The organism is Ruminococcus sp. B05 (genome assembly GCF_003628495.1).
In the GTDB taxonomy this organism is placed as follows: domain Bacteria; phylum Bacillota; class Clostridia; order Lachnospirales; family Lachnospiraceae; genus Schaedlerella; species Schaedlerella hominis.
Window position 1 is genome coordinate 1 of record NZ_RBZR01000001.1, and the last position, 25,576, is coordinate 25,576.

General features: G+C 41.4%; 12 protein-coding genes and 3 pseudogenes. 12 read left to right on the top strand and 3 right to left on the bottom strand.

Annotated elements, in window-relative coordinates; translation table 11 throughout:
* Nucleotides 1-119: 119 nt before the first annotated feature.
* From D8Q48_RS00005 to D8Q48_RS00055, 12 genes and pseudogenes are all read left to right on the top strand, one after another.
* Nucleotides 120-596: pseudogene (locus tag D8Q48_RS00005) on the top strand (conjugal transfer protein TraE); the annotation flags it as partial.
* 17 nt (nt 597-613) lie between these two features.
* On the top strand, nt 614-1,378 hold the full coding sequence (srtB, locus tag D8Q48_RS00010; RefSeq protein ID WP_121054919.1) for a class B sortase: 765 nt from the start codon (nt 614-616) through the stop codon (nt 1,376-1,378).
* A gap of 1,868 nt (nt 1,379-3,246) precedes the next feature.
* A pseudogene (locus tag D8Q48_RS17860) lies at nt 3,247-3,813 on the top strand (C40 family peptidase); the annotation flags it as partial.
* Nucleotides 3,814-3,836: 23 nt separating this feature from the next.
* Complete coding sequence (locus D8Q48_RS00020) at nt 3,837-4,166, top strand: DUF4315 family protein (protein ID WP_243116184.1); 330 nt, start codon at nt 3,837-3,839, stop codon at nt 4,164-4,166.
* Entirely contained in the window at nt 4,156-4,821 is a 666-nt protein-coding gene (locus D8Q48_RS00025; protein ID WP_121054926.1) for a CD1107 family mobile element protein, read from the top strand. The genes D8Q48_RS00020 and D8Q48_RS00025 overlap by 11 nt, the downstream gene beginning before the upstream one ends.
* A gap of 72 nt (nt 4,822-4,893) precedes the next feature.
* Entirely contained in the window at nt 4,894-6,987 is a 2,094-nt protein-coding gene (locus D8Q48_RS00030) for a type IA DNA topoisomerase (protein WP_121054928.1), read from the top strand.
* A gap of 915 nt (nt 6,988-7,902) precedes the next feature.
* A complete protein-coding gene (locus tag D8Q48_RS17380; protein ID WP_243116185.1) occupies nt 7,903-8,244 on the top strand; it encodes a TnpV protein in 342 nt (113 codons plus the stop codon).
* Between the two features lie 1,952 nt (nt 8,245-10,196).
* A pseudogene (locus D8Q48_RS00035) lies at nt 10,197-15,083 on the top strand (SNF2-related protein); the annotation flags it as partial.
* 59 nt (nt 15,084-15,142) lie between these two features.
* Nucleotides 15,143-19,879 (top strand): DUF3849 domain-containing protein, encoded by a 4,737-nt coding sequence (locus D8Q48_RS00040; RefSeq protein ID WP_121054931.1) that lies wholly within the window; start codon nt 15,143-15,145, stop codon nt 19,877-19,879.
* Nucleotides 19,876-20,109, top strand: a complete 234-nt coding sequence (locus D8Q48_RS00045; RefSeq protein WP_062807169.1) for a transposon-transfer assisting family protein — start codon at nt 19,876-19,878, stop codon at nt 20,107-20,109. Before D8Q48_RS00040 ends, D8Q48_RS00045 begins: the two co-directional genes overlap by 4 nt.
* Entirely contained in the window at nt 20,106-20,957 is an 852-nt protein-coding gene (locus D8Q48_RS00050) for a YodL domain-containing protein (protein ID WP_121054933.1), read from the top strand. Before D8Q48_RS00045 ends, D8Q48_RS00050 begins: the two co-directional genes overlap by 4 nt.
* A 155-nt stretch (nt 20,958-21,112) precedes the next feature.
* Complete coding sequence (locus D8Q48_RS00055; protein WP_121054935.1) at nt 21,113-22,270, top strand: hypothetical protein; 1,158 nt, start codon at nt 21,113-21,115, stop codon at nt 22,268-22,270.
* Between the two features lie 89 nt (nt 22,271-22,359).
* Here the strand turns inward: D8Q48_RS00055 and D8Q48_RS00060 are convergent, their stop codons facing one another.
* The 3 genes from D8Q48_RS00060 to mobC all read right to left on the bottom strand — a co-directional run bounded on the left by D8Q48_RS00060 (nt 22,360) and on the right by mobC (nt 25,357).
* Nucleotides 22,360-22,980, bottom strand: coding sequence for a PBECR4 domain-containing protein (locus D8Q48_RS00060; protein WP_062807209.1), 621 nt, complete (start codon nt 22,978-22,980; stop codon nt 22,360-22,362).
* Nucleotides 22,981-23,286: 306 nt separating this feature from the next.
* Nucleotides 23,287-24,948: a relaxase/mobilization nuclease domain-containing protein gene (locus D8Q48_RS00065; RefSeq protein ID WP_121054937.1), complete on the bottom strand. Its 1,662-nt coding sequence runs from the start codon at nt 24,946-24,948 to the stop codon at nt 23,287-23,289.
* Between the two features lies 1 nt (nt 24,949).
* Nucleotides 24,950-25,357 carry a plasmid mobilization relaxosome protein MobC gene (gene mobC, locus D8Q48_RS00070; protein WP_121054939.1) on the bottom strand — a complete coding sequence of 136 codons (408 nt, stop codon included), beginning with the start codon at nt 25,355-25,357 and terminating at the stop codon, nt 24,950-24,952.
* Between the last annotated feature and the right edge of the window lie 219 nt (nt 25,358-25,576).

Sequence of the window (25,576 nt, forward strand, 5' to 3'; positions counted from 1 at the left end):
AATCCGTATTGATGGAGCGCCGTGTGCGACGAAAGCCGCACGCACGGTGCGACGTGGGGGAAAATCCGTCCTGACTACCATATCGGGAGATATGGCAAAAGCGGCGGATTACCTATCACAATCAGGTTTGGAACAGGGTAACAGTCAACCGTTCTGCACATAAGTCAACCAGATATTATATTGATGAGTTCCATCTGTTGCTGAAAGAGGAACAGACAGCAGCATACAGTGTAGAAATTTGGAAGAGATTCCGTAAGTGGGGCGGTATTCCGACTGGTATCACGCAGAACGTAAAAGATCTGCTTGCTTCAAGGGAAATCGAGAATATCTTTGAAAACTCAGATTTTATCCTGATGCTTAACCAGGCATCTGGGGATCGACAGATTCTGGCAAAACAGCTTAATATTTCAACACACCAGCTTTCCTATGTAACAAACAGTGGAGAGGGAGAAGGACTGATCTTTTATGGAAATACAATTATTCCATTTAAGGACAGATTCGATAATACCCTTATGCTTTATGCGTTGATGTCATCGAAACCGGAAGATGTAGAGAAGCGTGAAAAACTCGGCATTAAAGGCAGAGACGATAGTTAAAGGGGCAATGGCAGAGCATGAGAAAATGGGTGGCAGGATTATTACTTTCTATATCCGTTATATTGCTTACGATCAGTCTGTATTTCCTGATGGGATTTTTTGTGCAGGAAAGACAGGATAACCAGTTACAGCAAGAGTTACAGGAACTTATGCAGGAAAAAGAGGACGATTCAGAGGAAGATACTTCCGACGATTTAGAGGTAGATGCTGGAATTTTGGCATTGCATGAAGAGAATCCAGATTGTATTGGCTGGCTGACCATTGAGGGAACGAGAATAGACTATCCGGTCATGTACCGGCCCGGAGATAAAAATTATTATCTGCATCGGGATTTTAACGGGGAATATTCTGCAAATGGCTGTTTATTTCTGGCAGAGGAATGTGTACCAGGAAATTCGGACAATCTGATCATATATGGACATCACATGAACAGTGGAAAGATGTTTGCTGACCTTGAAAAATATAAGGACGAAGGATTTTACGAAGAACATCCGACAATCCTGTTCCGCACGATATGGGGAAATGAACAGTATCAGATATTTGCAGCATTTACAACACCCGTTTATACAGGGAATGATTTTGATTATTACAGTTTTATCAAAGCGGGAACAGTGGAGGATTATAAAAAATTTGTTGCTTCCGTTAAGGAAAAATCACTTTATCAGACAGGAACAACAGCAAAATACAGAGATAAGTTACTTACACTGTCTACTTGTGAGTATTCCCAGAAAAATGGGCGTATGGTACTGGTTGCAAAGAAAAATAACGGAAAATTACCATAGATCAGGAGATGATGACCATGCAGGAGCATGAATATAAAGCAAGGGACAAGACTGTCCAGAAGATGAGCCGGGATGGACTCCGGGAAAAAAATCTCCGCAGTAAAAAGGAAAAGCGGATTACCGGGCGTGAGGCAGATGAGAAGAAAATAGCCGGACACAGGGAACAGGAGCTGGACTTTGGAAAGGTCAGAAAAACTCATACTGCAGAAGAAACAGTTGAGGGAGTGAAAGAAGGAAAACACAGACTGCAGTCCAGACACGCTTTTCTGGAACAGGAAGAACTTGCGGAAGCGGAAGAAATGGAAAACTCAGAAATGAGTGATGATAAAGCAGGCGGGGAGAAATCTCCGTCTGTTTCACGTTCCAGACTTCGTAAAGAGAGTATCCGGGGACATCCGGGACGTGATGCTGAAACATCGGAACCGGACAGGCAGAGCCGAAAGAAAAAGATGGTCGTAGCTTATGCAGCGAAAGAGCAGAAACGCTGCCATGAAAAGTCAGAAGTTGATGAAAAATCAATGGAAGATTTTCGGGAAGAGATTAAAGGAAAGACGAAAAGGGAACAGACGCTAAAAGAACAGAAAAAATCAAAATCCCGTCTTTCCTTTGAAGATGAAAGTAAAGGTATGATTCCCGGTAGCGGAATGGCAAGAAAGGGGGCAAACGTTGTTTCAGAAACGGTATCTGCCTATGGTCAGAAAAAAATCAGAGAGGATACCGATGATAATGCTGCTCTTGATGCAGCAGATCAGATGGAATTTGCGGGAGAAAGCCTTGCAAGAAAGTCAATTTACGTTCGGGAACGGTTGAAAGAAAACCGACAGAGAAATAATCGGTTGAGGGAAACCGTTTTGGAAGAAACAGAAAAATCTCGCCTACAGTTTAGCACCAGTGCTTCCAATGAAGCAAAAAAGGCGGTTCAGAAAGAAGCAGAACAGAAGAAACAGTCTGCATTAAAGAAATTATTGCAGAAAAAGCGTTACCAGAAGCAGTATCAGGCTGCGAAACAAGGAAAAGCTGTGAAAGACGCAGTGCTTGTAAACGCACAGCGATTTACGGAAAAAGCCAAAGCTGCGGTCAAGGAGCTTGTGGCACAGAACAGAAATATCCTCCTGTCCATAGGAGTTCTGGTGCTGCTGTTTGCGTTAATGGCAACGAGCCTGTCAAGCTGTGCTGCGTTATTCCAGGGCAGTTCCAATGCTATTATTTCTACCAGTTATTCCAGTGAGGATGAGGATATTTATGCTGCGGAAAATGCTTATGTGGCATTGGAAAATGCACTGAATGAGCAGATCAATCAGATGAAAGCAAACCATTCCGATTATGACGAGTTCCAGTTCCAGATTGATGAGATCGGACACAACCCGTATCAGCTTATTTCCTATCTGACAGTTAAGTATGGTGGTTTTACCTATGCAGAGGTTGCAGATGAGATTCAGGAGATTTTTAAGGAACAGTATGGCTTGTATACGGATTCGACACGAGAAACGGTAACAGAAAAGAAAAAGGTCAAGGTTGGAGAATCACTGGGACAGGTTGTGACCAGTGGATATTGTAACTGCCCGATCTGTTGTGGACAGTGGAGTGGAGGCCCGACAGCGAGTGGAGCCTATCCACAGGCAAATCATACGATTGCGGTAGACGCTTCTAATCCATTTGTGCCAATGGGAACCCATGTCATTATGAATGGTGTGGAGTATGTAGTTGAGGATACCGGAAATTTTGCACAGTATGGTGTGCAGTTTGATGTATTCTACGGCGATCACGCTTCTGCGTCAGCACATGGGCATCAGACCTGGGAAGCATACATAGCAGACAGCAATGGAAGTCAGGAAGTGGAAGTAACGACAACAAGAGAAGTGAACCGGTTGGATGTAACACTTACGAACCATAACCTGGATGCAGTTTTAAGAAACCGTATGACAGATAAGGAACAGGAGCAGTATGACGCTTACAACAAATACTATGGAAATCGTGATTATCTGTTTGACCTTAACACAATTCCGAAAGGTGGGGCAGGTTTTGGATATGATATTCCGGCAGAAGCACTTTCTGATCCGCAGTTTGCCAAGATGATCAGGGAAGCGGAAAAATATCTGGGTTATCCGTATGTATGGGGTGGTGCATCGCCATCTACCAGTTTTGATTGCTCTGGTTTTGTATGCTGGGTAATCAATAATTGTGGAAATGGATGGAACGTGGGAAGAACAACAGCGGACGGACTTCGTTCTTATTGTTCCTATGTATCTCCATCGGATGCAAAGCCGGGCGATCTGATCTTTTTCCAGGGAACTTATGATACGCCGGGAGCGAGCCATGTTGGAATTTATGTAGGAAATAACATGATGATTCATTGCGGGAATCCGATTCAGTATACAAGCATTGCAAGTTCTTACTGGCAGCAACATTTTATGGCATTTGGCAGACTTCACTAGAAGGGAGTAAATAAGAGATGAATATGCGGTTAAAAAAGGTTCTGGATGACATTCAGAAAACTGAAAACAAGATTCTGGAACTGCAGGAGCATGTAAGGCAACTGAGAATCCAGAAAAAGCAGATGGAAGATGCAGAAATCATTAAGGCAATCCGTTCCATGAAGATGGACAGCCGAAAGATGCTGACTTTTCTGGACGGGATTCAGAATGGAACAGTTACCATGCAGTTTGATGAAGAGGGCAATCTTTCTATGGATAGTTCTGAAACAGGTATAAAGAAAGAAGAAAATATGGACAGAGAAATGTCAATCGGACTGATAGAAGAAAGAGAGGATTTGGAAGATGAAGAATAAAGTAATGAAAAAAATTTTGATGATTATGTTGTCATCAACAATACTGATGGGTTCTGTCAGTGTGACCGCTTTTGCACAGGCAAATGAAAACGCAGAGCAGACTGAAACTGCGGAAGAGGTGATAGAAGAACAGCCGGCGGAGCAGCCTGCCACAGAGGGAACACCGTTTTCCACGCCGGGAAACGGACAGCTTGTGGATGATAAAGAGAATGACAGTTCCAAGCAGTTTCTGACGGTACAGACAAAGAATGGAAATACCTTTTATATGGTCATTGACCGTTCCGGTACTTCCGAGAACGTGTACATGATGTCACTGGTAGATGAAAATGATCTGGCAGAGTTCTTAGATGAAAATGAGGAAACCGAGAAAAAAGAGGAATCTGCAGTTGTTCTTCCAGAAATAACCACAACACCAGAACCGGAAACTACCGTACAGCCAGAAACAGAAGTAAAACCGGAATCCAGTGACAATAAAATGTTTGGTTCTGCAGTCCTGGGTGGAGGCATTGTACTGGTATTCGGTGGTTTAGCTGCTTTTGCTTTAAGTAAATTCCGAAAGAAAAAAGAGGACGGTATTGTAGAGGAAGGTCTGGAATTTGCTGATGACAGTTACATCAATGAAGATGAAGAAAATGCGGAAGATCAGCAGAAATAACAAAAAAGCATAAGGTATGGAGAAAGGGCGGTTCTTTATGGACTGCCTTTTTGACAGGAACAGGAGGAAAACATGGCGAAATTTTTAGTGATCGCAGAGAAACCGAGCGTGGCACAGAGCCTTGCAAAAAATTTATCTGCTTATCAGAGAAAGGACGGGTATCTGGAGGGGAACAGTTGCATTGTCAGTTGGTGTCTGGGACACCTGGCAGAATATGTACCACCGGAAATTTATGATGAAAAATATGCAAAATGGCAGTTTGAGGATTTGCCGATCATTCCGGAAGTATGGAAAGTGCAGGTGTCAGAGGATAAAAAGAAGCAGTTTGATGTGCTATGCAGCTTAATGAACCGGGCAGATGTAGCATATCTGGTCAATGGCTGTGATGCCGGAAGAGAAGGAGAACTGATTTTTAAAAGAGTTTATGATTTGGCAGGCTGTCAGAAACCAGTGAAGCGTCTGTGGATCAGCTCAATGGAAGATGAAGCCATTCAGAAAGGATTTCAGTCCCTAACTGACGGGAGAGAATATGCAGGGCTTTGTAATGCTGCGGTATGCAGGGCACAGGCGGACTGGCTGATCGGAATGAACGCAACGAGAGCTTACACAACCAGATATTTTAAACGTCTGGTAGTTGGCAGAGTGCAGACACCAACGCTTGCTATGCTGACGGAAAGAAAAGAGAAAATTGAGCATTTCAAGAAAGAAGCCTATTATAAGGTTTCCCTGTCAGATGGAAGACTTGCGGTAATTTCAGAAAATATTCAGTCTGAAACAGAAGCGGAAGAATTAAGAAAACTCTGTGATGGGACAGAAGCTGTTGTGACCAGAGTGAAAAGAGAACAGAAAAAGACTTCTCCGCCCAAACTTTATGACCTGACCAGTCTGCAGAGGGAAGCAAACCGATTTTTCGGATACACTGCACAGAAAACATTGGATATGCTGCAGGAACTGTATGAAGAAAAGATGGTTACTTATCCGAGAACAGACAGTCAGTATGTAACCGAGGATATGAAAGAAACGGTAAAAATGCTTGCCGAAAGCATGACAGATTTTCTTCCGTTTCTGGAATCTGGACAGATTAGGGGAAACATAGATCGTGTGGTTAATAATGCAAAGGTATCTGATCATCATGCAATCCTACCGACAAAAGAAGCAATGGAAAAAGGCATGGGAGGACTTTCCGGTGGAAAGAAAAATTTGCTGATGCTGATCGGACAGCAGCTTGTTCAGGCAACAGGGGAAGAGTACCTTTATGAGCAGACAGAAATTTCCGTACAGTGCAAAGAACATGAATTTACTGCAAAAGGAAAGCTGCCTGTGCAGATGGGCTTCAAAGAAGTGGAAGAAGCCTTTCGGAAATACTGTGTAAAGGATAAGAAATCTGATGAACCGGATAATAAGACAGAACTTCCAGAAGGATATAAGGAAGGAATGACTCTTGCCTCTGTGAAAGCAGAGAAGAGTACACATTACACTTCTCCGCCGAAGATGTTTACCGAAGATACTCTGCTTGCTGCAATGGAAACAGCGGGAAATAAGGAATTTGATTCTGAAACAGAGAAAAAGGGATTGGGGACACCGGCAACCAGAGCCAATATTATTGAGAAGCTGGTATCTTCCGGGTATGCAGAACGTAAAGGAAAACAGATTTTTCCTACGGTGGCAGGCTGTGAGCTGATTCATGTAATGCCGGAGAATCTGAAATCCGCAAGCCTGACAGCAGAATGGGAGAATCAGCTTCTGATGATGGAAAAGGGAAAAATCCACGATGATGAATTTATGGATGGGATTGTATCTATGATTACCGAGGTTCTTTCAGTATGCAGGGCGATTCCAGAAGAAGAACGGAATCGTTTTCAGACTGCAAGGGAAGTAATTGGGAAATGCCCGGTATGCGGTTCCGATGTATATGAGGGTAAGACCAATTATTATTGCTCTGACAGAAGTTGTCCGTTTGCTTTATGGAAGTCAAATAGGTTTCTGGAAAGCATGAAAAAATCAATGGATAAAAAGATGGCAGTGGAGCTTCTGAAAAAGGGACGTACCCATGTAAAAGGACTGTATTCCAAGAAAAAGGACAGCAAATTTGATGCTGATCTTGTACTTGGGGTAGAAGATGGAAAAGCCAGATTCAGTCTGGAATTTCCTAAAAAGAAAAAATAAAGCACAGTCAGAAGGAGGAATAGGTTATGGCTCGTTTAGATGAGATACGTGGACTTGCAGAATATCATGCAGCCCATATCAGCAGTTCACCAAGGGACTGGATGAATTATCTGGATACCGCAGCCAGGTTATATAGGTATCCATTTATGGATCAGCTTTTGATCCACGCACAGCGTCCAAAAGCAACTGCCTGTGCTTCGCTGGAATTATGGAATGAAAAAATGCTGCGGTGGGTAAACCGAGGAGCAAAGGGAATTGCTCTTTTGGATGAAACCATGCAGAAAACAAGACTCCGATATGTATTTGATATTCAGGATACTCATAAGGTAAAAGGTGGAAGAACCCCTTACCTGTGGCGGTTGCAGGAGACGCAACAGGAGGAGTTATTAAACCATTTAGAAGAAGTTTATGGACTGGAAGCTAAAGATACAGGAAGTCTTTCTGATGCACTGATGGCAACAGCGAAGTATATGGTAGAAGAAAATCTGGATGAATACCTGGATGGCTTGACATATGTGACGGAAGGAACATACCTGGAGGAGCTGGAAGAAGATACCATACGCAGCGAATTTCGCAGTCTGTTGACAGGCAGCATTTATTATACGCTGGCTTCCAGATGCGGACTTGATCCGCTGGAACGGCAGGAAGAAATGGACTTCGTACATATCACAGACTATAACAGTTTATCAGTGCTGACATTTATTGGAAATGCGACGAGCATGGCCAGTGAGTCTGTGCTAGTGGATATTGGAAGATTTGTACACCGCATTTCATTAGAAGAAATGAAAAAGGGTATTGAAAATTCGGAGGAAAGGAATTATAATAAATTCAACACGTTAATTCGTGAAAGCGAAGAAAACAACAACAAAATCATAGAAAACGAATATTCACAGGAAGATGAAGGAGGAAATGAGCATGGAACTGACATATCATCGCAAAGGGGATTATCTGTTTCCGAATCTGACAATCCAGGAGACAGAGGTACAGATCGGGAAATACGGAATGCTGCGGAGGACATTTCTGAAGGAACACAAGAACAGCCTGTATCAGAGCCTGTTACTGACTGGGAAACTGAACAGCCATCTGGAAGAGATCGAGAAAACAGCACAGAAGAGATTGGAAGTACAGATAGCGAAACTGTTGGAGAAGAATCCGGCACCATCGAAAGAGGAGAACCCGATGGCGTGGACAGCACATATGAACAGTCTGACGGCAACAGCGGAAGAGTGCATCTTGACGGAATTGGTGTACAGCTAATTGAAGACACAAGTGAAGATCAGTTAAGTAAAGCAGAGGAAGAAATTGCCTCTGCTTTATCTTTGCCCGAACTTCCATCTGTAAATGAACAGAAAAGGGAAATCGAAAACAGAATAGCTGCCCTCTATGCTGGGGAGATTGCCATTCCAAGTGAGGTGGTCGATGAGGTTTTAAGAACCGGAGGAAACCGAAGCAAGAGCCAGCTTCGTATTATCTATAATTTTATGAGTGAACAGACACCGGAGGAATATACGGAGTTTGTGAAGCGGGAGTATGGGACTGGTGGAAAGGGATTTGAAATCAATGGTATGGAGTATTCGGTCTGGTTTGATGAAACTGGATTGCAGATTGCAGTAGGGCATACCGTTACCGATCAGATTCTGGATAAAGCATTTTTGTCCTGGAAAGATGTGAGTGGTCGTATCCATCAGCTTTTGAAACAAGGCGAGTATGCACCGCAGTCCGTACTTGATGTTGCAAGGGAGAATGCGATAAAGGAACATGCCCAGGCACTTGCCTATATGAAAGCGGATATGGCAGAGGGTGTAGCAGAACTTGTCTTTGATGAAGAGGATTTACCACATCTTCACAGTATTTATCCGGAAATTACTGATTATCTGGAAGAGAAACTAACAGATTCGCAGTGGCTGGCAGATCTGATCGAGCGTCTGGAAGGACTGGCAATGGCTTATGAGGAAGATAAAAGCATTATGCAGTTCCGCACCTATAATCCAATCAGAATATCCGGTCAGTTTCAGAAATTTGCTGCAGAAGTAATTCCATACAATGCCAGAGATGAATTCGCGTGGCAGGAACATAAGGTATTTATTACTCAAGATGAAATAGATGCTTTTCTTGCCGGTGGAGGTCCGTATTCGGATGGAAGGCTTTCTACCTATTCTTTTTATCTTCTGAATGGAGATGATAAGGCAAGGACAGATTTTATCAAGGAAAAATATGGGATAGGCGGTCAGAGCCATGCTTTATGTGGAGCAGACAATTCACATGCAGATTATGATGGGAAAGGTTTGAAGCTGGAGAGAGGGGACTATGGGAATCCAGATACTTCGGTGTTGCTGCCCTGGGCAAAAGTTGCAAAAAGAATCGGCTATCTGATTGATAACCAGCAGTTCTTACGTTCCGCAGATTATTCCCGTATGCCGGAATATGAGAGGGAACGGATTGCAGGAAAAGTGATCAGTTTTTATGCAAGGCTGCCAGAAGAAATCGAGCGTCCGTTCAAGCAGGATTTCTTTAATGAAGAAGCAAGAAAAGAACTTCCTGTTATGCTGAATAATTCGGAGCAGTCGCAGAAATTGTTACAGGTGATGGACGATGCACTGGCAATGCTGCCATTGGATTTTGAATCAGTGAATGAAACTTATGAGAAGAAATTACAGCTTTTGACGGAAGTACATCAGTATGTGGAAGGCAGCTATACGATTTTCCCGGCACAGGAAGTACCAGATCAGGCAGATGTATTAAATGGATATCAGATGTCTTTATTTGATATTGTGAGTGCTTCCGAACCAGAAGAATCAGAAGTGGAAGAATCGTCTGCAGAAATGGAGGAGGTACAAAAAGGGGAACCAGAATCAGAGTTTGAGCCGGAATCCGTAATCGTGCAGGAACAATGGGATGAGAATATATTTGAATATCAGGGGTATCATTTTGAAGCAGTGGGTGTTCTTCCTCAAGGTCTGGAAGGAAAAGAACTGGTAAACCAGACGAGGGGAAATACAGAATTACATTTGACTGCTTACGAGCGAGAAGATGATATTTTATATTCCTATGCAGGATTCTACGAAGCAAGTGGTTCATCAAAAGCTGATATTTTCCGGTGTATGGAAACCGGACGAAATTATATTCCAGGGGAGAACGAATTGTTTGGTTATGAGGGAGAATTTTTACCATATCTGCAGAATGAACAGGTGCAGGAACAGGAACTTCATAATTTCCATATTACGGACGATGACCTTGGGGCTGGTGGTCCGAAAGCAAAGTTTAAAGCAAATATGGAAGCTATCAGGCTGCTGAAAGAACTGGAACAGGATCAGAGATTGGCAACACCGGAAGAACAGGAAGTGTTGTCAAGATATGTTGGATGGGGCGGTATTCCACAGGCTTTTGAAGAAAGAAACAGTGCCTGGGCAGAGGAATATACGCAGTTAAAAGAAGTCCTTACGCCAGAAGAATACAGTGCAGCAAGGGCATCAACGCTGAATGCCTTTTATACTTCTCCGACGGTCATCAAGGCTATGTATGAAGCACTTGGAAATATGGGACTGAAGCAGGGAAATATCCTGGAGCCGTCCTGTGGAGTAGGAAACTTTATGGGACTTTTACCGGAAAGTATGGGTGCTGCAAGTATGTATGGTGTAGAACTTGATCCGGTTTCCGGGCAGATTGCAAAACAGCTTTACCAGAAGAACAGGATTGCAGTACAGGGATTTGAGGAAACCAGTTACCCGGACAGCTTTTTTGACTGCGTGATTGGAAATGTACCGTTTGGGGCATATCAGGTCAGTGACCGCAAATATGACAGATACCATTTTATGATCCATGATTATTTTATTGCAAAATCCTTAGATCTGGTACGTCCAGGCGGAGTGGTGGCAGTTGTTACATCAAGCGGTACGATGGATAAGCAGAATCCGGAAGTCCGACAGTATTTTGCAAATCGGGCAGATCTGCTTGGGGCAATCCGCTTACCGAACAATGCTTTCCAGAGAAATGCCAATACCAGTGTGGTTGCGGATATTCTGTTTTTCCAGAAAAGGGACAGGGCTGCAATCACAGAACCAGACTGGGTACAGTTGAAAACCACACCAGAAGGTTATACAGTCAATTCCTATTTTGCTGACCACCCAGAAATGGTGCTTGGAGATTTCAAAACAGAAAGTACCCAGTACGGAAAACAGGAAGTGACGGTAAAGGCAAAAGAGGGAGCAGATCTGGCAGAACAGTTAAAAGATGCGGTACAGCATATCCAGGGAACTATCACAGAGCAGGAGATTTCGGACACGGAACTGGAAGAACAGGTGGTATCCATACCGGCAGATCCGGATATTAAGAACTTCAGCTTTGCACTTGTCGGAGAGGATATTTATTACAGGGAAAATTCTGTTATGAATAAGATGGAACTTCCTGTTGTGACAGGCGAACGTGTCAAAGGCATGGTTGCCATCCGGGATGCAACAAACAGGCTTCTGGAACGGCAGTTGGAAGAATGCAGTGATGAAGAGGTTGCCAGCTTACAGGCTGAATTGAACCGGGTTTATGACAGCTTTACTGCAAAGTATGGATTACTCAACAGCAATGCAAATAAAAGGGCATTCAGCATGGACAGCAGCTATTGCCTTTTGACTTCCCTTGAATTTCTGGACGAAAAGGGCGAGTTGAAGCGGAAAGCAGACATATTTACGAAAAGGACGATCCGCAGGGCAGAACCGGTAACATCGGTGGATACTGCAAGTGAGGCACTGGCGGTATCTATCGGGGAAAAGGCAAAAGTAGATATTCCTTATATGATGCAGCTTACCGGAAAAACAGAGGAGGAGGTCACAGAGGAGCTTACAGGCGTTATCTTTAAGAATCCGCTTACAGATAAATGGGAGCCATCCGATGAGTATCTTTCCGGAAATGTCAGGGAGAAGCTGAACATTGCAAGGCAGTTTGCAGAAAACCATTCAGAATATATGGTCAATGTGCAAGCACTGGAACGGGTACAGCCGAAAGACCTGGACGCTTCCGAGATTGAAGCAAGGCTTGGTGCAACTTGGATTTCTCCAGACTATATTACAGAGTTCATGGCAGAAACATTCCATACACCACGACAGCATATCAATTATGAGCGTATCAAAGTACAGTATGCGGAAGTGACCGGACAGTGGAATGTAAAAGGAAAGAACGTGGACAGCAGCAATAACCCGCTTTCCACCGCAACTTACGGAACACAGAGGGCAAATGCTTACAGGCTGTTGGAGGATGCACTGAATCTGCGTGACACAAAAATCTATGACACGATACATGATGCGGATGGGGAACATCGGGTACTGAACCGGAAAGAAACTACCCTGGCACAGCAGAAGCAGGAACTGATCCGGGAGGAATTTAAAGAGTGGATCTTTAAGGATATGCGTCGACGGGAAGCACTTTGCAAAATTTATAATGAACGGTTTAACAGTGTAAGACCAAGAGAATATGATGGCAGTCATATCCAGTTTGTCGGAATGAATCCGGAAATTAAGCTGATGGAACATCAGAAAAATGCGGTGGCACATATCCTTTATGGAAATAATACCCTGCTCGCACACTGCGTAGGTGCAGGCAAGACGTTTCAGATGATCGCAGCCGGTATGGAGAGCAAGCGTTTGGGACTGGCACAAAAGAGCCTTTATGTGGTTCCAAACCATTTGCTGGAACAGTGGGGAAGTGATTTCTTACGCTTATATCCGGGAGCAAATATTCTGGTAGCAACGAAGAAAGACTTTGAACCGGCAAACAGAAAACGGTTCTGTTCCAGAATCGCAACCGGGGATTATGATGCGGTCATTATTGGACACAGCCAGTTCGAGAAAATCCCGCTTTCCAGGGAAAGACAGATCGTATTGCTGGAAGACCAGATCGCAGATATTACCTATTCTATTGAAGCGGCAAAAGAGGAAACAGGACAGCAATATACGGTTAAGCAGATGGAAAAAACAAAGAAAACCCTGAAAGCAAAACTGGAAAAACTGAATGACCAGACACGAAAGGATGATGTAGTGACTTTTGAGCAATTAGGCGTGGACAGGCTGTTTGTGGACGAGTCACATTATTACAAAAACCTTTTTTTATACACAAAAATGCGGAATGTGGCAGGCATTTCACAGACCGATGCACAGAAAAGTTCAGATATGTTTATGAAATGCAGATACATGGATGAGATTACCGGGGGAAAGGGAATCACGTTTGCAACGGGAACACCCGTATCAAACAGTATGACTGAATTATACACCATTATGAGATACCTCCAGTATGATACTTTAATGAATATGGGAATGGGACATTTTGATTCGTGGGCAGCAACTTTTGGAGAAACAGTTACGGCAATCGAATTGTCACCGGAAGGGACGGGTTATCGTGCAAAAACACGATTTGCCCGTTTTTTTAATCTTCCAGAGCTGATCTCCATATTTAAAGAAGCTGCGGATATTCAGACTGCGGATATGCTGAATCTTCCTGTACCGGAAGCAGAATATATCAATGAAGTGTTAAAGCCGAGTGAGAAACAGAAAGAAATGGTGGAAGCCTTTTCGGAACGTGCAGAACAGGTTCGTGGCGGTGCGGTAGATCCAAGGGTAGATAACATGCTCAAGATTACCAACGACGGAAGAAAATGTGCATTAGACCAGAGGCTTTTAAATGATATGCTTCCAGATGCAGGGGAAAGCAAGGTAAATGCCTGTGTGGAGAATGCTTTCCAGGTATGGGAGGACGGAAAAGATACACAGGCTACCCAGTTAATTTTCTGCGACCTCAGCACACCGAAAAATGATGGAACATTCAACGTGTATGATGATGTAAGAAACAAGCTGGTGGAACGGGGAATCCCGAAAGAGCAGATTGCATTTATCCATGAATACAATACGGAAGTAAGAAAAGCGGAGCTGTTTGCAAAGGTGAGGGCAGGGCAGGTAAGAATCCTGATGGGTTCCACTCCGAAACTCGGTGCTGGTACCAACGTCCAGGACAGATTACTTGCACTGCATCATCTGGACTGTCCCTGGAAACCATCTGACCTGGAACAGCAGGAGGGACGTATTCTCAGACAGGGAAATCAGAATGACAAGGTAAAAATCTTCCGGTATGTAACGGAAAATACATTCGATTCGTACATGTGGCAGATTCTGGAAAACAAGCAGAAGTTTATTTCGCAGATCATGACCAGTAAATCCCCGGTTCGTGCCTGTGAAGATGTAGATGATACAGCTCTGTCCTATGCAGAGATCAAAGCACTGGCAACAGGAAACGAGTACATCAAGGAAAAAATGGATCTGGATGTGCAGGTAAGTAAGCTGAAACTTTTGAAGGCAAACCATACCAGTCAGATCTATCGCCTGGAATCAGATATTGCAAAGAGATACCCAGTACAGATTGCAGCATTGAAGGAGAAAATTGCCGGTATGCGTGTGGATGCAGATGTAGTAAAAGGAATAGATTTACAGGACAATGACCACTTTGCAATGACAGTCGGCGGAAAGCTGTATACCGATAAAAAAGAAGCGGGAGTTGCACTCATTTCAGCAGCGTCCGGTTTGAGGTCCGTAAAGTCAGCCGGGCAGATCGGTGAATATTATGGTTTTGCACTTTCTTCAGAATATAATTTTCTGTCGAATACTTATACCATGACGATCAAGGGAAAATGTTCTTATAAAATTGAGTTTGGAAAAGATACTCTGGGCAATATCCAGAGGATTCACAATGCACTTTCTGCAATCGAGAAAAAGCTGGCAGATACCGAGCAGAATTTGGAAACAGTACAACAGCAGTTAAAAACTGCACAGGAAGAGGTACAGAAGCCATTTCCGAAAGAAGCGGAACTGGGTGAAAAAATGGAACGTCTGGCAGAATTAAATGCCATGCTCAACATGGATGAGAAAGGGGGAGAAAATCTTCTGGCAGATGAAGGAATCGGGGAAAACCCGGAAGTAAACGTGCCGGAGGAACGACAGGACAGAATTGCTGACAGTGTTCATAAAACGTCTATTCTGGAAAGACTGAAAGAACAGAAACAGCAGGAACAGACAGGCGAAACACAGCAGAAACCAAAAAAGAAACACGAACAGGAGTTATAAAGGGTATCCCGTCAGAGTGACCAGAGCTTTGACGGGATTTTTCTATGGAGGATTTGATTATGGCAAACAGAGAAGAGCAGTTAAAGCAGATTACAGAGCAGTTGGAACAGGGAGTTGCAGAAATATTCACATCAGAAAAGTATACCGAATATCTGAATACAATGGCAAAGTTCCATAATTACAGTTTTAATAATACATTGTTGATCGCTATGCAGAAACCGGAAGCAACACTGGTAGCGGGGTATCAGGCATGGCAGAAGAAATTCAACCGGCAGGTAAAAAGAGGGGAAAAAGGCATCCAGATCATTGCCCCGGCTCCGTATAAAGAGAAACAGGAGATTGAAAAGACTGATCCAGACACAGGCGAGATTGTGATCGGGGAAGATGGACAGCCGGAAACAGAAGTGGTAGAGCGTGTCATTACAAGATTCCGGGTTACGACAGTATTTGATGTCAGCCAGACCACAGGGGAACCGATTCCAGAGTTTGAGGTATCAGAACTGGATGGTGATGTTCTGATCTACCATGATTTTATGGAAGCATTAAAAATGGTTGCCCCGGTTCCTATCCGCTTTATTGAGATTGATGGGGAGGCGAAAGGCTTTTATCAGCTTGTTGATAAATATATCGCTGTTCAACCCGGCATGAGTGAAGCACAGACTATGAAAACAGCAGTGCATGAAACCGTACATGCAGTATTGCATGATCGTGACCAGATGGAAGCAGAGAACATCGTAAAAGACCAGCTTACAAGGGAAGTGGAAGCAGAAAGTGTTGCCTATGTGGTATGTAACCATTTTGGACTGGATACATCAGAATATTCCTTTTCCTATATTGCGAGCTGGTCTTCCGGTAAAAATATGAAAGAGCTTCGTGCTTCTATGGACACCATCCGTAAGACTTCTGCTGATATGATCGGACAGATTGAGGAAAAACTCAAGGAACTTCAGATCGAAAGACCAGAGCAGGAAGTAACTGCTGTGGAGCGGACAGAAGAACTGAGTGCCATGCAGTATGCGGAGCAGACCATCAACCGTCTGGAACAGGAACGGACAATTTTCAGCAATGACCAGAGAAATCTTATCGTAAATTTTGCTTATAAACTGGATGACAGGGATGCAATGGAAAAACTGGCAGAGAATCTTGCAGAATCTATTCTGGATGGAAACAGGGAAGCGGTACTAAAACTGATTGGAGAAGTGGAGGAACAGATTGACAGTCTGCCGGATTCTATGATCGGTTTATCAGAATTGCATGAAGCCGGATTTTATTCAGAAAGTATGCTTCCACTTACCAGGGAACGGGCAGTGGAACTGCATCATGAGGGAGTAACGGTTTATGGGCTGATCGGAGCAAGTGGCGGTCAGGAGCAGTCGCAGAGGGTTATGAATCTGGAATTGGATATTTTAAAGCATGATGGGTTATTCGGAGTGACGAAATTTGAATGGGAAAATTACCGGAGAAGTCTGGAAACAGTTATGACACCGGAAGAAAAGGCAAAAATCAAAGAAACGCTTCTTCTGGAAAGTGATGGAAACCGCTATGGAATTTACCAGATCAACAGCGGGCAGGAAGAAAGAGGGTATCAATTTTTAAGTCTGGAAGCAGCAAAAGAAATGGGATTTACCGTAGATGGCAAAGACTATCAGATGGTTTACAGTGAAAGACTGAGAGATGCTACGACACTGGACAATCTCTTTGAGCGTTTTAATATAGAACGACCAAACGATTTTACCGGGCATTCCATGTCAGTCAGTGATGTGATTATTATGAACCGGGGCGGCAGGTTAACCGCATACTATGTGGATTCCTTTGGGTTTACAGAACTGCCGGACTTTGTGGCACAGAGAGTCGAGATGTTAAATGCCAATCCTGTAAAAGCGTATCCGGAAGTTTATATGGGAACTTTGGAAAAGGCTATGCAGGAGAGAAATGTAGATGCTTACCTGGATTCCAGAAAACTGAATATTGACTGTAAAAATGCAATCGAACAGGCAATCACAGAGGGATTCGATGGTATGCGTTTAAATCCTGATGCTGCAGTAAGCGTGGTCGAGAAATACGGGGAAGAACGGGTTGCTTTTGTTCTGGCAAATACATTGAAACAGCTTTCCCATGATGGAAGATTTTCTGATGGCAATAAACGATGGGCAGATGGCATTGATATTCCGGAAAATATCAGTCGGGGAATGGATCTGAACAGGGACTATATTGTGGGCAGTCATCCTGCAGTCCTGAATGGATTCATTGATATGGCAAGAAAAGAAATCCGTACCCGAAAACTGGAAGAGGTGCTTGGTGTGAAAAATCAGCATATCACTGAAACTACAAGAGGGTATGAAGCAGACGGGCATACAGGCACCTGGTATGCGATGGGTATGAAAACGTATCATGGGGAGCGATTCTTCCAGATGCGGAGCGAGGAATACGGTCAGGACGTGGCAGATATTATTGTATCGGAAAATGGGACACTGGTGGCAGAGGACATCTGGCATGGATTTGATGAAGGAGCCAGGGAAACTATTTCAGAATATCTGGAAGAAAATGGTGCAACGGTATATGACCTGATGGATATTCCAGACCAGGCAACAGTCATCTTAGCAGACGGAACAGTTATGAAAATCATGGAACAGCAGCCAATCAGTACAGATACATGGGAGCCGACACTGACCGGACAGAATCTGCGGGGTGAAGAACAGAAATTCAGTTTTTTTGAGATACATAAAGTTAGAGAAAATAATGGCATTAACCTGAAAATGCCAGAAAATCATTATATTGACCAATATTATGTGATCGAAGATCTGGCAGCAAAAGGTGGAATGAAGATTGAGCGATATAAGGATCTTGGAGCTGCCCTCGGAGCATATTACTCTCTGCCTAATCATAAAATGAAAGCTCTTGGAATTGAAAATACAGCACCATTGCGAGGTAGTCTTGATTTTATCCAGTGTAAGAATGGAATAGATACATTGATTTATGATTGCCAGGAAGTGGAAGGATGGCTGAATCCGCAGATATACAATACTTTTAAAGAGATAGTAAACAGTCTGGCAGGACATGATACAGAGATAGCATACCAGATTGGAGAGCAGTATTTTACAATCCAGACAGTAGAAGATGGTTATGATTATACATTCTATGATAAGGATTATCTGGAACTGGATGGCGGTGTCTACGATAATCCGGATATTTCTATTTCAGAAGTAATGGAGAACATTTTAGAGGAAGAAGGATTGCCCCTAGAAGATGCAAATGTGATGGATTATGAAGAACTGTATGCCGAAATTGAATATGCAGAAGAAGAGAGAATGGAGAAGATACAGTTTGAACGTAATTGTCCAAAGGCTTTTTTTGATGGTTATGACAGGGAAGCGGCATTAAAAAATTATGAGGGAATAACCGTACAATTTAAAAAATCTGGTATGTATTTAACAGTGCAACCGACGGAGGATGGCTATAAATACCTGGTTTATGATCAGGAACTTCATGAAATTTCAGGAGATGCTTGTGGAAATCCAGAAGATTCTATTCAGAAAGCAATGTATGCCAGCTTGAAAAATGAAGGATTGGAAGATGTTGAATGTGTAAAAGTTGATGACAGGGAGTTTCGGGATAAGGTAATCAGTCATTCTAAAGAAGTGCTGGCTAGTGGAGATATTCGATTCACTTCGGAACTTGGCAGATGTGAAACAGCATTGAATGGAATGGGCAGGGCAGAAATTGAATATGAAGTTTTATTTCATGCAAGAGCTGTTCTGGAAGAAATGGGACTGGAAAATGAAGTTACATTGATTGGGGCGAGAGTACATGGTTCCAGAAGTAGAGATGACCTGTATCGTGCAGATTCTGATCTTGATGTGGTGCTTTCTTATCGAGGAAATATTCGAGAGGATAGTTTTTTTAACGAATTGAATTCGTATGGTATGGCAATAGCAGGCATTAAAGTAGATATTACCCCAATCTTAGAAGAAAGAATTACTTTGGCAGAGTATATAAAGGAATCGGAAGCCTATCTTGATCAGCAGGAAATCAGGAAACTCGCAGTGGACTTGGATAATTTTAGTTATGAATATGATACTTATGAATATAAAGATACCGTTGAAAATAGGGAAGAACAGGTTGAGAAACTCACAGAGGATATTTTGAACAAGGAGACAGCAGGTTTAAAAGACTGGCTGACTGAGGTGGCAGAAGAATCGGATATAGACAGCGATGTAGTCACTGCCCAGTCATTACTTTCACGTCTGAAAAATGCAGAAACACTTTCTGTTTTTACCAGACAGCCAGAGCAGAAACAGCCGGAAGACACGATCACTTTTTATGTTGCGGAGTGTATGGAATTTCCTGTTATGGGTGAGTATCATGAGAACCTTACCCTGGAAGAAGCCTTACGCATTTATGAATCAATTCCTGCAGAACGCATAAATGGAATAAAAGGTGTTGGATTTGAACTGCATGATGGAAGCGATTATGACGGACCGTATGATCTTATGCGACTGGGAAAAGTTGACCGGGAAGGTGTGGAGATGATTCAGCATTATAAGGAAAGTCCATTAGTGCAGAAAGCAATGGATGATGTAGAAAAATATTTTGACTCAAAGCAGGAGATTACGAAAATAGAGGAAAAAACAGTTGAAGATAAGTCTGTACCAAAAGAAAATCTTCCGCAGCCAAAGAGTAGAAAAGAATCTGTTCTTCAGGCACTCAGAGAGCGTCAGGCGAAAATAAAAGAGCAGGAGCAGAATATGTCGAAAGAAAAATCCAAGGCAAATAAGAAGGGAGATGTAACATTATGATGGTAAGGTTTGAGGAAGATGAATATATAGCAGTGGCAATTTTTGATGCAGGAAACCGGGTACAGACAATGGAAGCAATGGATGAGATTTTTTCATATCTGGACGAAGATATGAAGCTGCTGATTTTCACGACGATTCAGAAACTCTATTATCTTAGCGATGAGGGATATGAAGAATTGCAGAAAACGGTAGAAATTTATAAAGCAGATCTGGAGGTGGATGGAGAATGAGTAGAAGTCAGTTTGCAGTTTACCAGTTAAAAAAGAAACCGGAATTGAGAAATCTTCTTTTCCGTACCTATGAAGAACTTGCACAGGATCAGATTCCTGTGCAGGTGGCAAATTATGAACAGGTGTATCTGGGAACAATGAAGCCGGGAGAAACACCAGAGCAGATAAAAAAGGAGCTGGAGAAGAAACAGCCGCACAATTATAAAGGTCATGCAGTCAGTACCAGTGATGTGCTGATCCTGAATGATGAGGGTGTCATGACCACTTACTATGTAAACAAAGACACTTTTATAGAGATTCCTGATTTTATGAAAGTCACATCTTCAGAAAGCGGTGGACTTACCAAAGATACAGTTGGATATGAAATAGAGGGAAAAGACGGAACATGGGAAGTAATAGATTATCTGTTGGTAGAGGGGAAAAATTATTTTCTTATGGAGCATGAACAATATGGGAAAGATGTTGCGTATGTAGTCTTAGATCAGAACGGGAATGTGCTTGTAGACGGTACTTACAATGGATTTGATGATGTAGTAAAACAGAAGATTCTTGATTCGCTTCATCCGCCAGTGCAGGAGCAGACAGAAGGCTATAAACCGAAACTGGATAACTGGCAGAAGTATATGGAGAATGGAGAATACCTGCGAAGTGCGGAAATCACAGAGGAAGCAAATTATAATATGATTGACGGACTTAAGAATAATGCTGCACCAAAAGATAAAAAGAACCGTCAAAAAGAATCTGTCCTTGCAAAACTGAATGAGAAAAAGGAAGAAGTTGCAAGACGCACTGGACAGAAAGCTATGCAACAGGTAATGGAATCTGAGGGAGAACGTACCAAAAAATAGAGCAAGTAGAAGAGAGGCTGGTCACATAATTGTGGCTGGCTTTTTCTATGTAAGGTAATAATTTAATATACACCATAAACTTTAAATAGATAGGGATATATGATATTATAATAAAGCAAGACATAATTAATAGAAGTATGGAGAAACTGAATATAGTGTGGATAAAAAAATGGAAAATAAAAAGAAATTTAATTTCAGTAATGACGAAAATAAAGGCTTTTTTTGAAAAAAGAAATTGGAACTATGTTGCGATTATTGCAATTATATTTGGTGGAGCAGTAGTAGTATACACATCATGTTGGATTAATGATTCGGACAGAAGAAATATTGCTGTTGGAATTGGAACAGGAATTATTACATCAGCATTAGTTACGTTATATCTGGAAATTATAAATGCCCAAATCGAGCGAAAAAAATTACAAAAATATAAAAAGATGATATTTAGTCCATTGTGTGATTCAGTAAGAAAGCTATATATTCATATTATATTAAACATTGATGAATATCGAGTAAGAGAAGAAAAGAAGACATTATTTTTTATTCCTATGAAAGAAACAAAAGAAATTTCAGATTTTTTTAAGAAAATGCAGGAGATTGATATAGAGAGTATTACTGAGGAAAAAGAAAAGAGAAAATTAGAAGAATTTTCAACTATCTCTTTGGTGTATTTTAAAGAGATAATTAGTCAGTATGAAGGTCTACCGTTTGAAAGCCTGTTGTTGGACAATATTATTACCCAAGAAGAATATGATAACTTAAAACATTTTACACTGATAAATGAATGTAAGAAATGTATCCATATGTTGAGTGATAATAATATGTTGGATAAAGACAAGTATTATACTAGCGTCCATTTAAATCATTGTATGTTGTTGTTTATGAATAGATTAGCAAGAATGTTTAGGTTTATTGAAGTACAAATAGAAGCAGAAAACAAGTGGATCAAGACTCATTTAGACGATATATATTATAATGAAGTATATCTTTTTTCAGACGAATATGTAGAACAATGGGCTGAGAGGGCAGAAGCAGAAGCTGAGTATTATGCAGAACATCCAGAAGCATTTGAAGATATGGAAGAAAGCGAAGAAGATAGATTATTTGAAAAAATAAACGAAGCTATATGGGCTGGAGATGTGGAAACTATAAAAAAATGTTTTCCTCAAATTGATAAAAATGATAAACAAATACAAGCAGAATTGACATGGATTGTAGCTAAAGATGTTATGAAAAATAGAGAATTACGTGAACTATATTTTCAGAAATATGGAGTAAAATATAAAGTACGAAAAGAAAAAAGGAGAAATTCATAACGCAAAAACAGATAAAAAGTATTTGTTCAATAAATAAAGGGAACACATAAGAAGAATTTGTGTTCCCTCTATTTATTGAACTGCTAATTTTACATGTTTGGTTTGGATAGGTAATCATAATCTTTTGGAAAAGTGATATTGTCCCAGTCTATTTTTTTCGCTTTGTAAACTAATTCGTTATATACGGAGTCAGATCTTTTCCGGCGATATGTAGCAATGACCTGTAATGGAAGTCTGGTAGCAGTCCGAATATCTATATTTAACACCGTATTTGGTACATATTCAGAATACGGAGTTTTTACAAAGCCAAGACAGGCTTTTACGCCACCAGCTAGTTTTTCAGTGTATAATTTCGGGTTGCAGCCATTGAAATCTCCAACCATTTTTGCAGAAATATTTTTGACCATAAGTTGTGGCAGAATTTCTAGTTTTAATTGTGTAGTTCCATCAGGGGCAAATGAAAAATCATCGGGACTTAACTTATGATTCAAACAACGCTCATAAAAATCAGTAGCAGTAGTTTTATCTGCTAATTTTATGCCTGTCAGGTGAAGAAAATTATACGGATTAAAACTTACTTCCAAAGAAGAAATATGTTTATGTTTATCTTTTAAAATGAATAAAAGCTGATATCCGTCAAGATTCTCTTTATATTTAACGGCACAATCTGTGATGATGGAAATAGCTTGTTGTTTGGTATATTTTGCCATGTTATGACCTCTGAAATCTGTAAAAATATTTAAAGGGAGATTACAATGCCGTAGCATTGTGCATCTCCCTTATAGACTGATTTTTCTGTTGTCCGCCAACACTCCAGCTCATATGTCTGGCTTTGCTTTCAGGTTTTTCTGTTGCCTGCCAACTCTCCGATCCACGTTCGGCTTTCGTTTCGGATTTTAGGTGTCAGCCACACCAACAGGATGTCGCCTGTTTTCCTATTTATAGTATATGCGATAAAATGAATTTAGTCAACGGAGAAAATGAAAAATAATTTGGAAATTTTCTCATTGAGATTTTTAGCGGAAGTAGGAATGTCCTTGTGAGGTTTCGTGCAGAGTTTCTTGGATATGCGGGTGCCTAAGAATAATATTTACATTAGAGCATACTGTACGAAGTTCCCGTTCATATTCACGCCGGGTGTTAAATTCATCCCGCTGTACGGTCTGCAATTTTGTTAAACGATTTTTTTCTTCACGCAACATTTTCAGGGTAGGAAGTTTTTGACCCTGTGATTTTTCTCTGAGTATTCGGAGAGCAGACTCATAAAGAGTGAGTTCTGCCCGGTGATCGTCATAAAATTTTTCTTTATTTCGACTTTTTCGGTAATCGGAATGGAGGGATTTGTTGGCAAGGTACTGTCCGGTGTAATGAATCTGTTCATTTATATTTTTTAAAGCGTCTTCTGTGGATTTCAGAGTATTTCTGGCATCAGTGCTTTGGGCAGAGGCATTGGAAAGGGCAGTATCTAAATCTTCCTTGCTCTGGAAACCATGTTCCTGTACATAGGCAACTGTCTGAGCCATCATCTTAAGATTAGACAGCTTTACCTTTTGTGCGTATGCCTGACTTTGCTGTGTCTTGATACAGTGCTGCAAATCTGTTACAAGTCGTAAATCAGATTTTATAAAAAGGAAAGAGTGTGTAGTTTCGTCAGTTTGGACAGAAGCTGACGATTTTGACTGTTCTGAAAAATCTGTAACTGGTCTGTCAGTAGAATGTGACTTTTCAGCGTGTTGCCTGTTGGAGTTCTCCTGGAATACCTGCATAAGATGATTTTCTTCATAAAGCGTTCCGAGATTTCTTCCAGTGATGTATTTTTGACGATTAGGATGCAGGTAGCTGTATCTGCCACGACTGACTTTAAATGTGATATTATATCTATCAGACAGCAATCTGGAAAATTCTTCTTGTGATGTTGCCTGTGAAGCAACTGCATCAATCGCATCACGAAGGTATTGCTTCTCCGTTTGAAATGTTGTCTGTCTTGGAGTAAGTCCTTTCTTTTTCAGTTCTGCATTGTGTTCATCGAGACTTTTTTGACCTCTGCGTTTTGCCCAGTATTCTTTTTCAGATATTTTCTTTTCTGCGGGGTTCAGAAGATCTACCTGGTTTAGTCCATTGGAACGGCACATATCCATAACTTTTTGCTTTAAGTAGATTCTGTATCTGTCAGAAAGATGATGTTTATATCCGGCTTTTGAATCCCGGTCAAATTCCATATAGGGCTGTGGTTCTGTATTATATTTTCGCACACTGTTGATTACAATATGCACATGAATATTTCCACTGCCATTATGACCATCAGTGTGGGTGCAGACAAGAGCCTGGTGTCCGGGAAAATTCTCTCTGGCATATTCTACGCCAAGTTTCTGTGCCTGTTCTCCGGTCAGACCATGTTCTTCCTGATCTTTAGGATCAAAGCTGATGATGTAGTGATGCGACTTAATCTCATTAAAAGATTGATTTTTATGAAAGAAAGCGTTAGTTTCCCGACATTCTGCATCAAATGTAAACGGATCACAATTTATACCATCCAGATAATATTCTTCACGAAGAAGCATATTCCCATTTTCATCAAGAATTGGTTTTTGTGTATATTCATCATGTTGGAAAATCAGATAGCGTTCAGTTTCTCCATAATCGGCATTTTTGCTTGCAATATGCTTCAGGATTGCCATATTAGTTTTCTCCTGCGCTATTTCTATTATTTGCATTGACAGTGATAAAATCTCCAGCCAGTTTTATTACTTCGTATTTTAATTTATAAATTTCAGTAATGCTCTTTTTGATTTCGTTGCGCATTTCCTGGGAATGAAGTCCACCAGTATTAAAGTAACGAGCTATCTGGTTCAGATTGCTACCAATCTTTCCAAATTCAGCAATTAATTTTTTTAACTCCGGTAAATCTGCCACAATTTCATATTTCACAATTACTTTTTTATTTGTTATTTGTTTACGGACATACTCTGCTAACGGGAGGCTTGCAGCTTTTGCGTTTTCTGCAATTATTTCATATTCAGTATTGGTGAGACGGAGCATGATATGACGAGTATGCCGTAAGTTTTTATCTTTTTTTGGTCGTGCCATTTTATAGTTCCTTTCAAAATAAAGATATTTCTATATATAAAGCCGATTTGAAAATATCAGGCGGTAACACAATAAAAAAATTTATGGATTTTTCGTGATAGATATGATCACGATGCGACTGTTTTTTTACAGGAGCCAAGTATGCATATTAGTGAAAACTGTATTATCTGAGGGTATGGGGAGCAGAATCCCCATCAAGATTGCCGGAAAGTCGAAAGC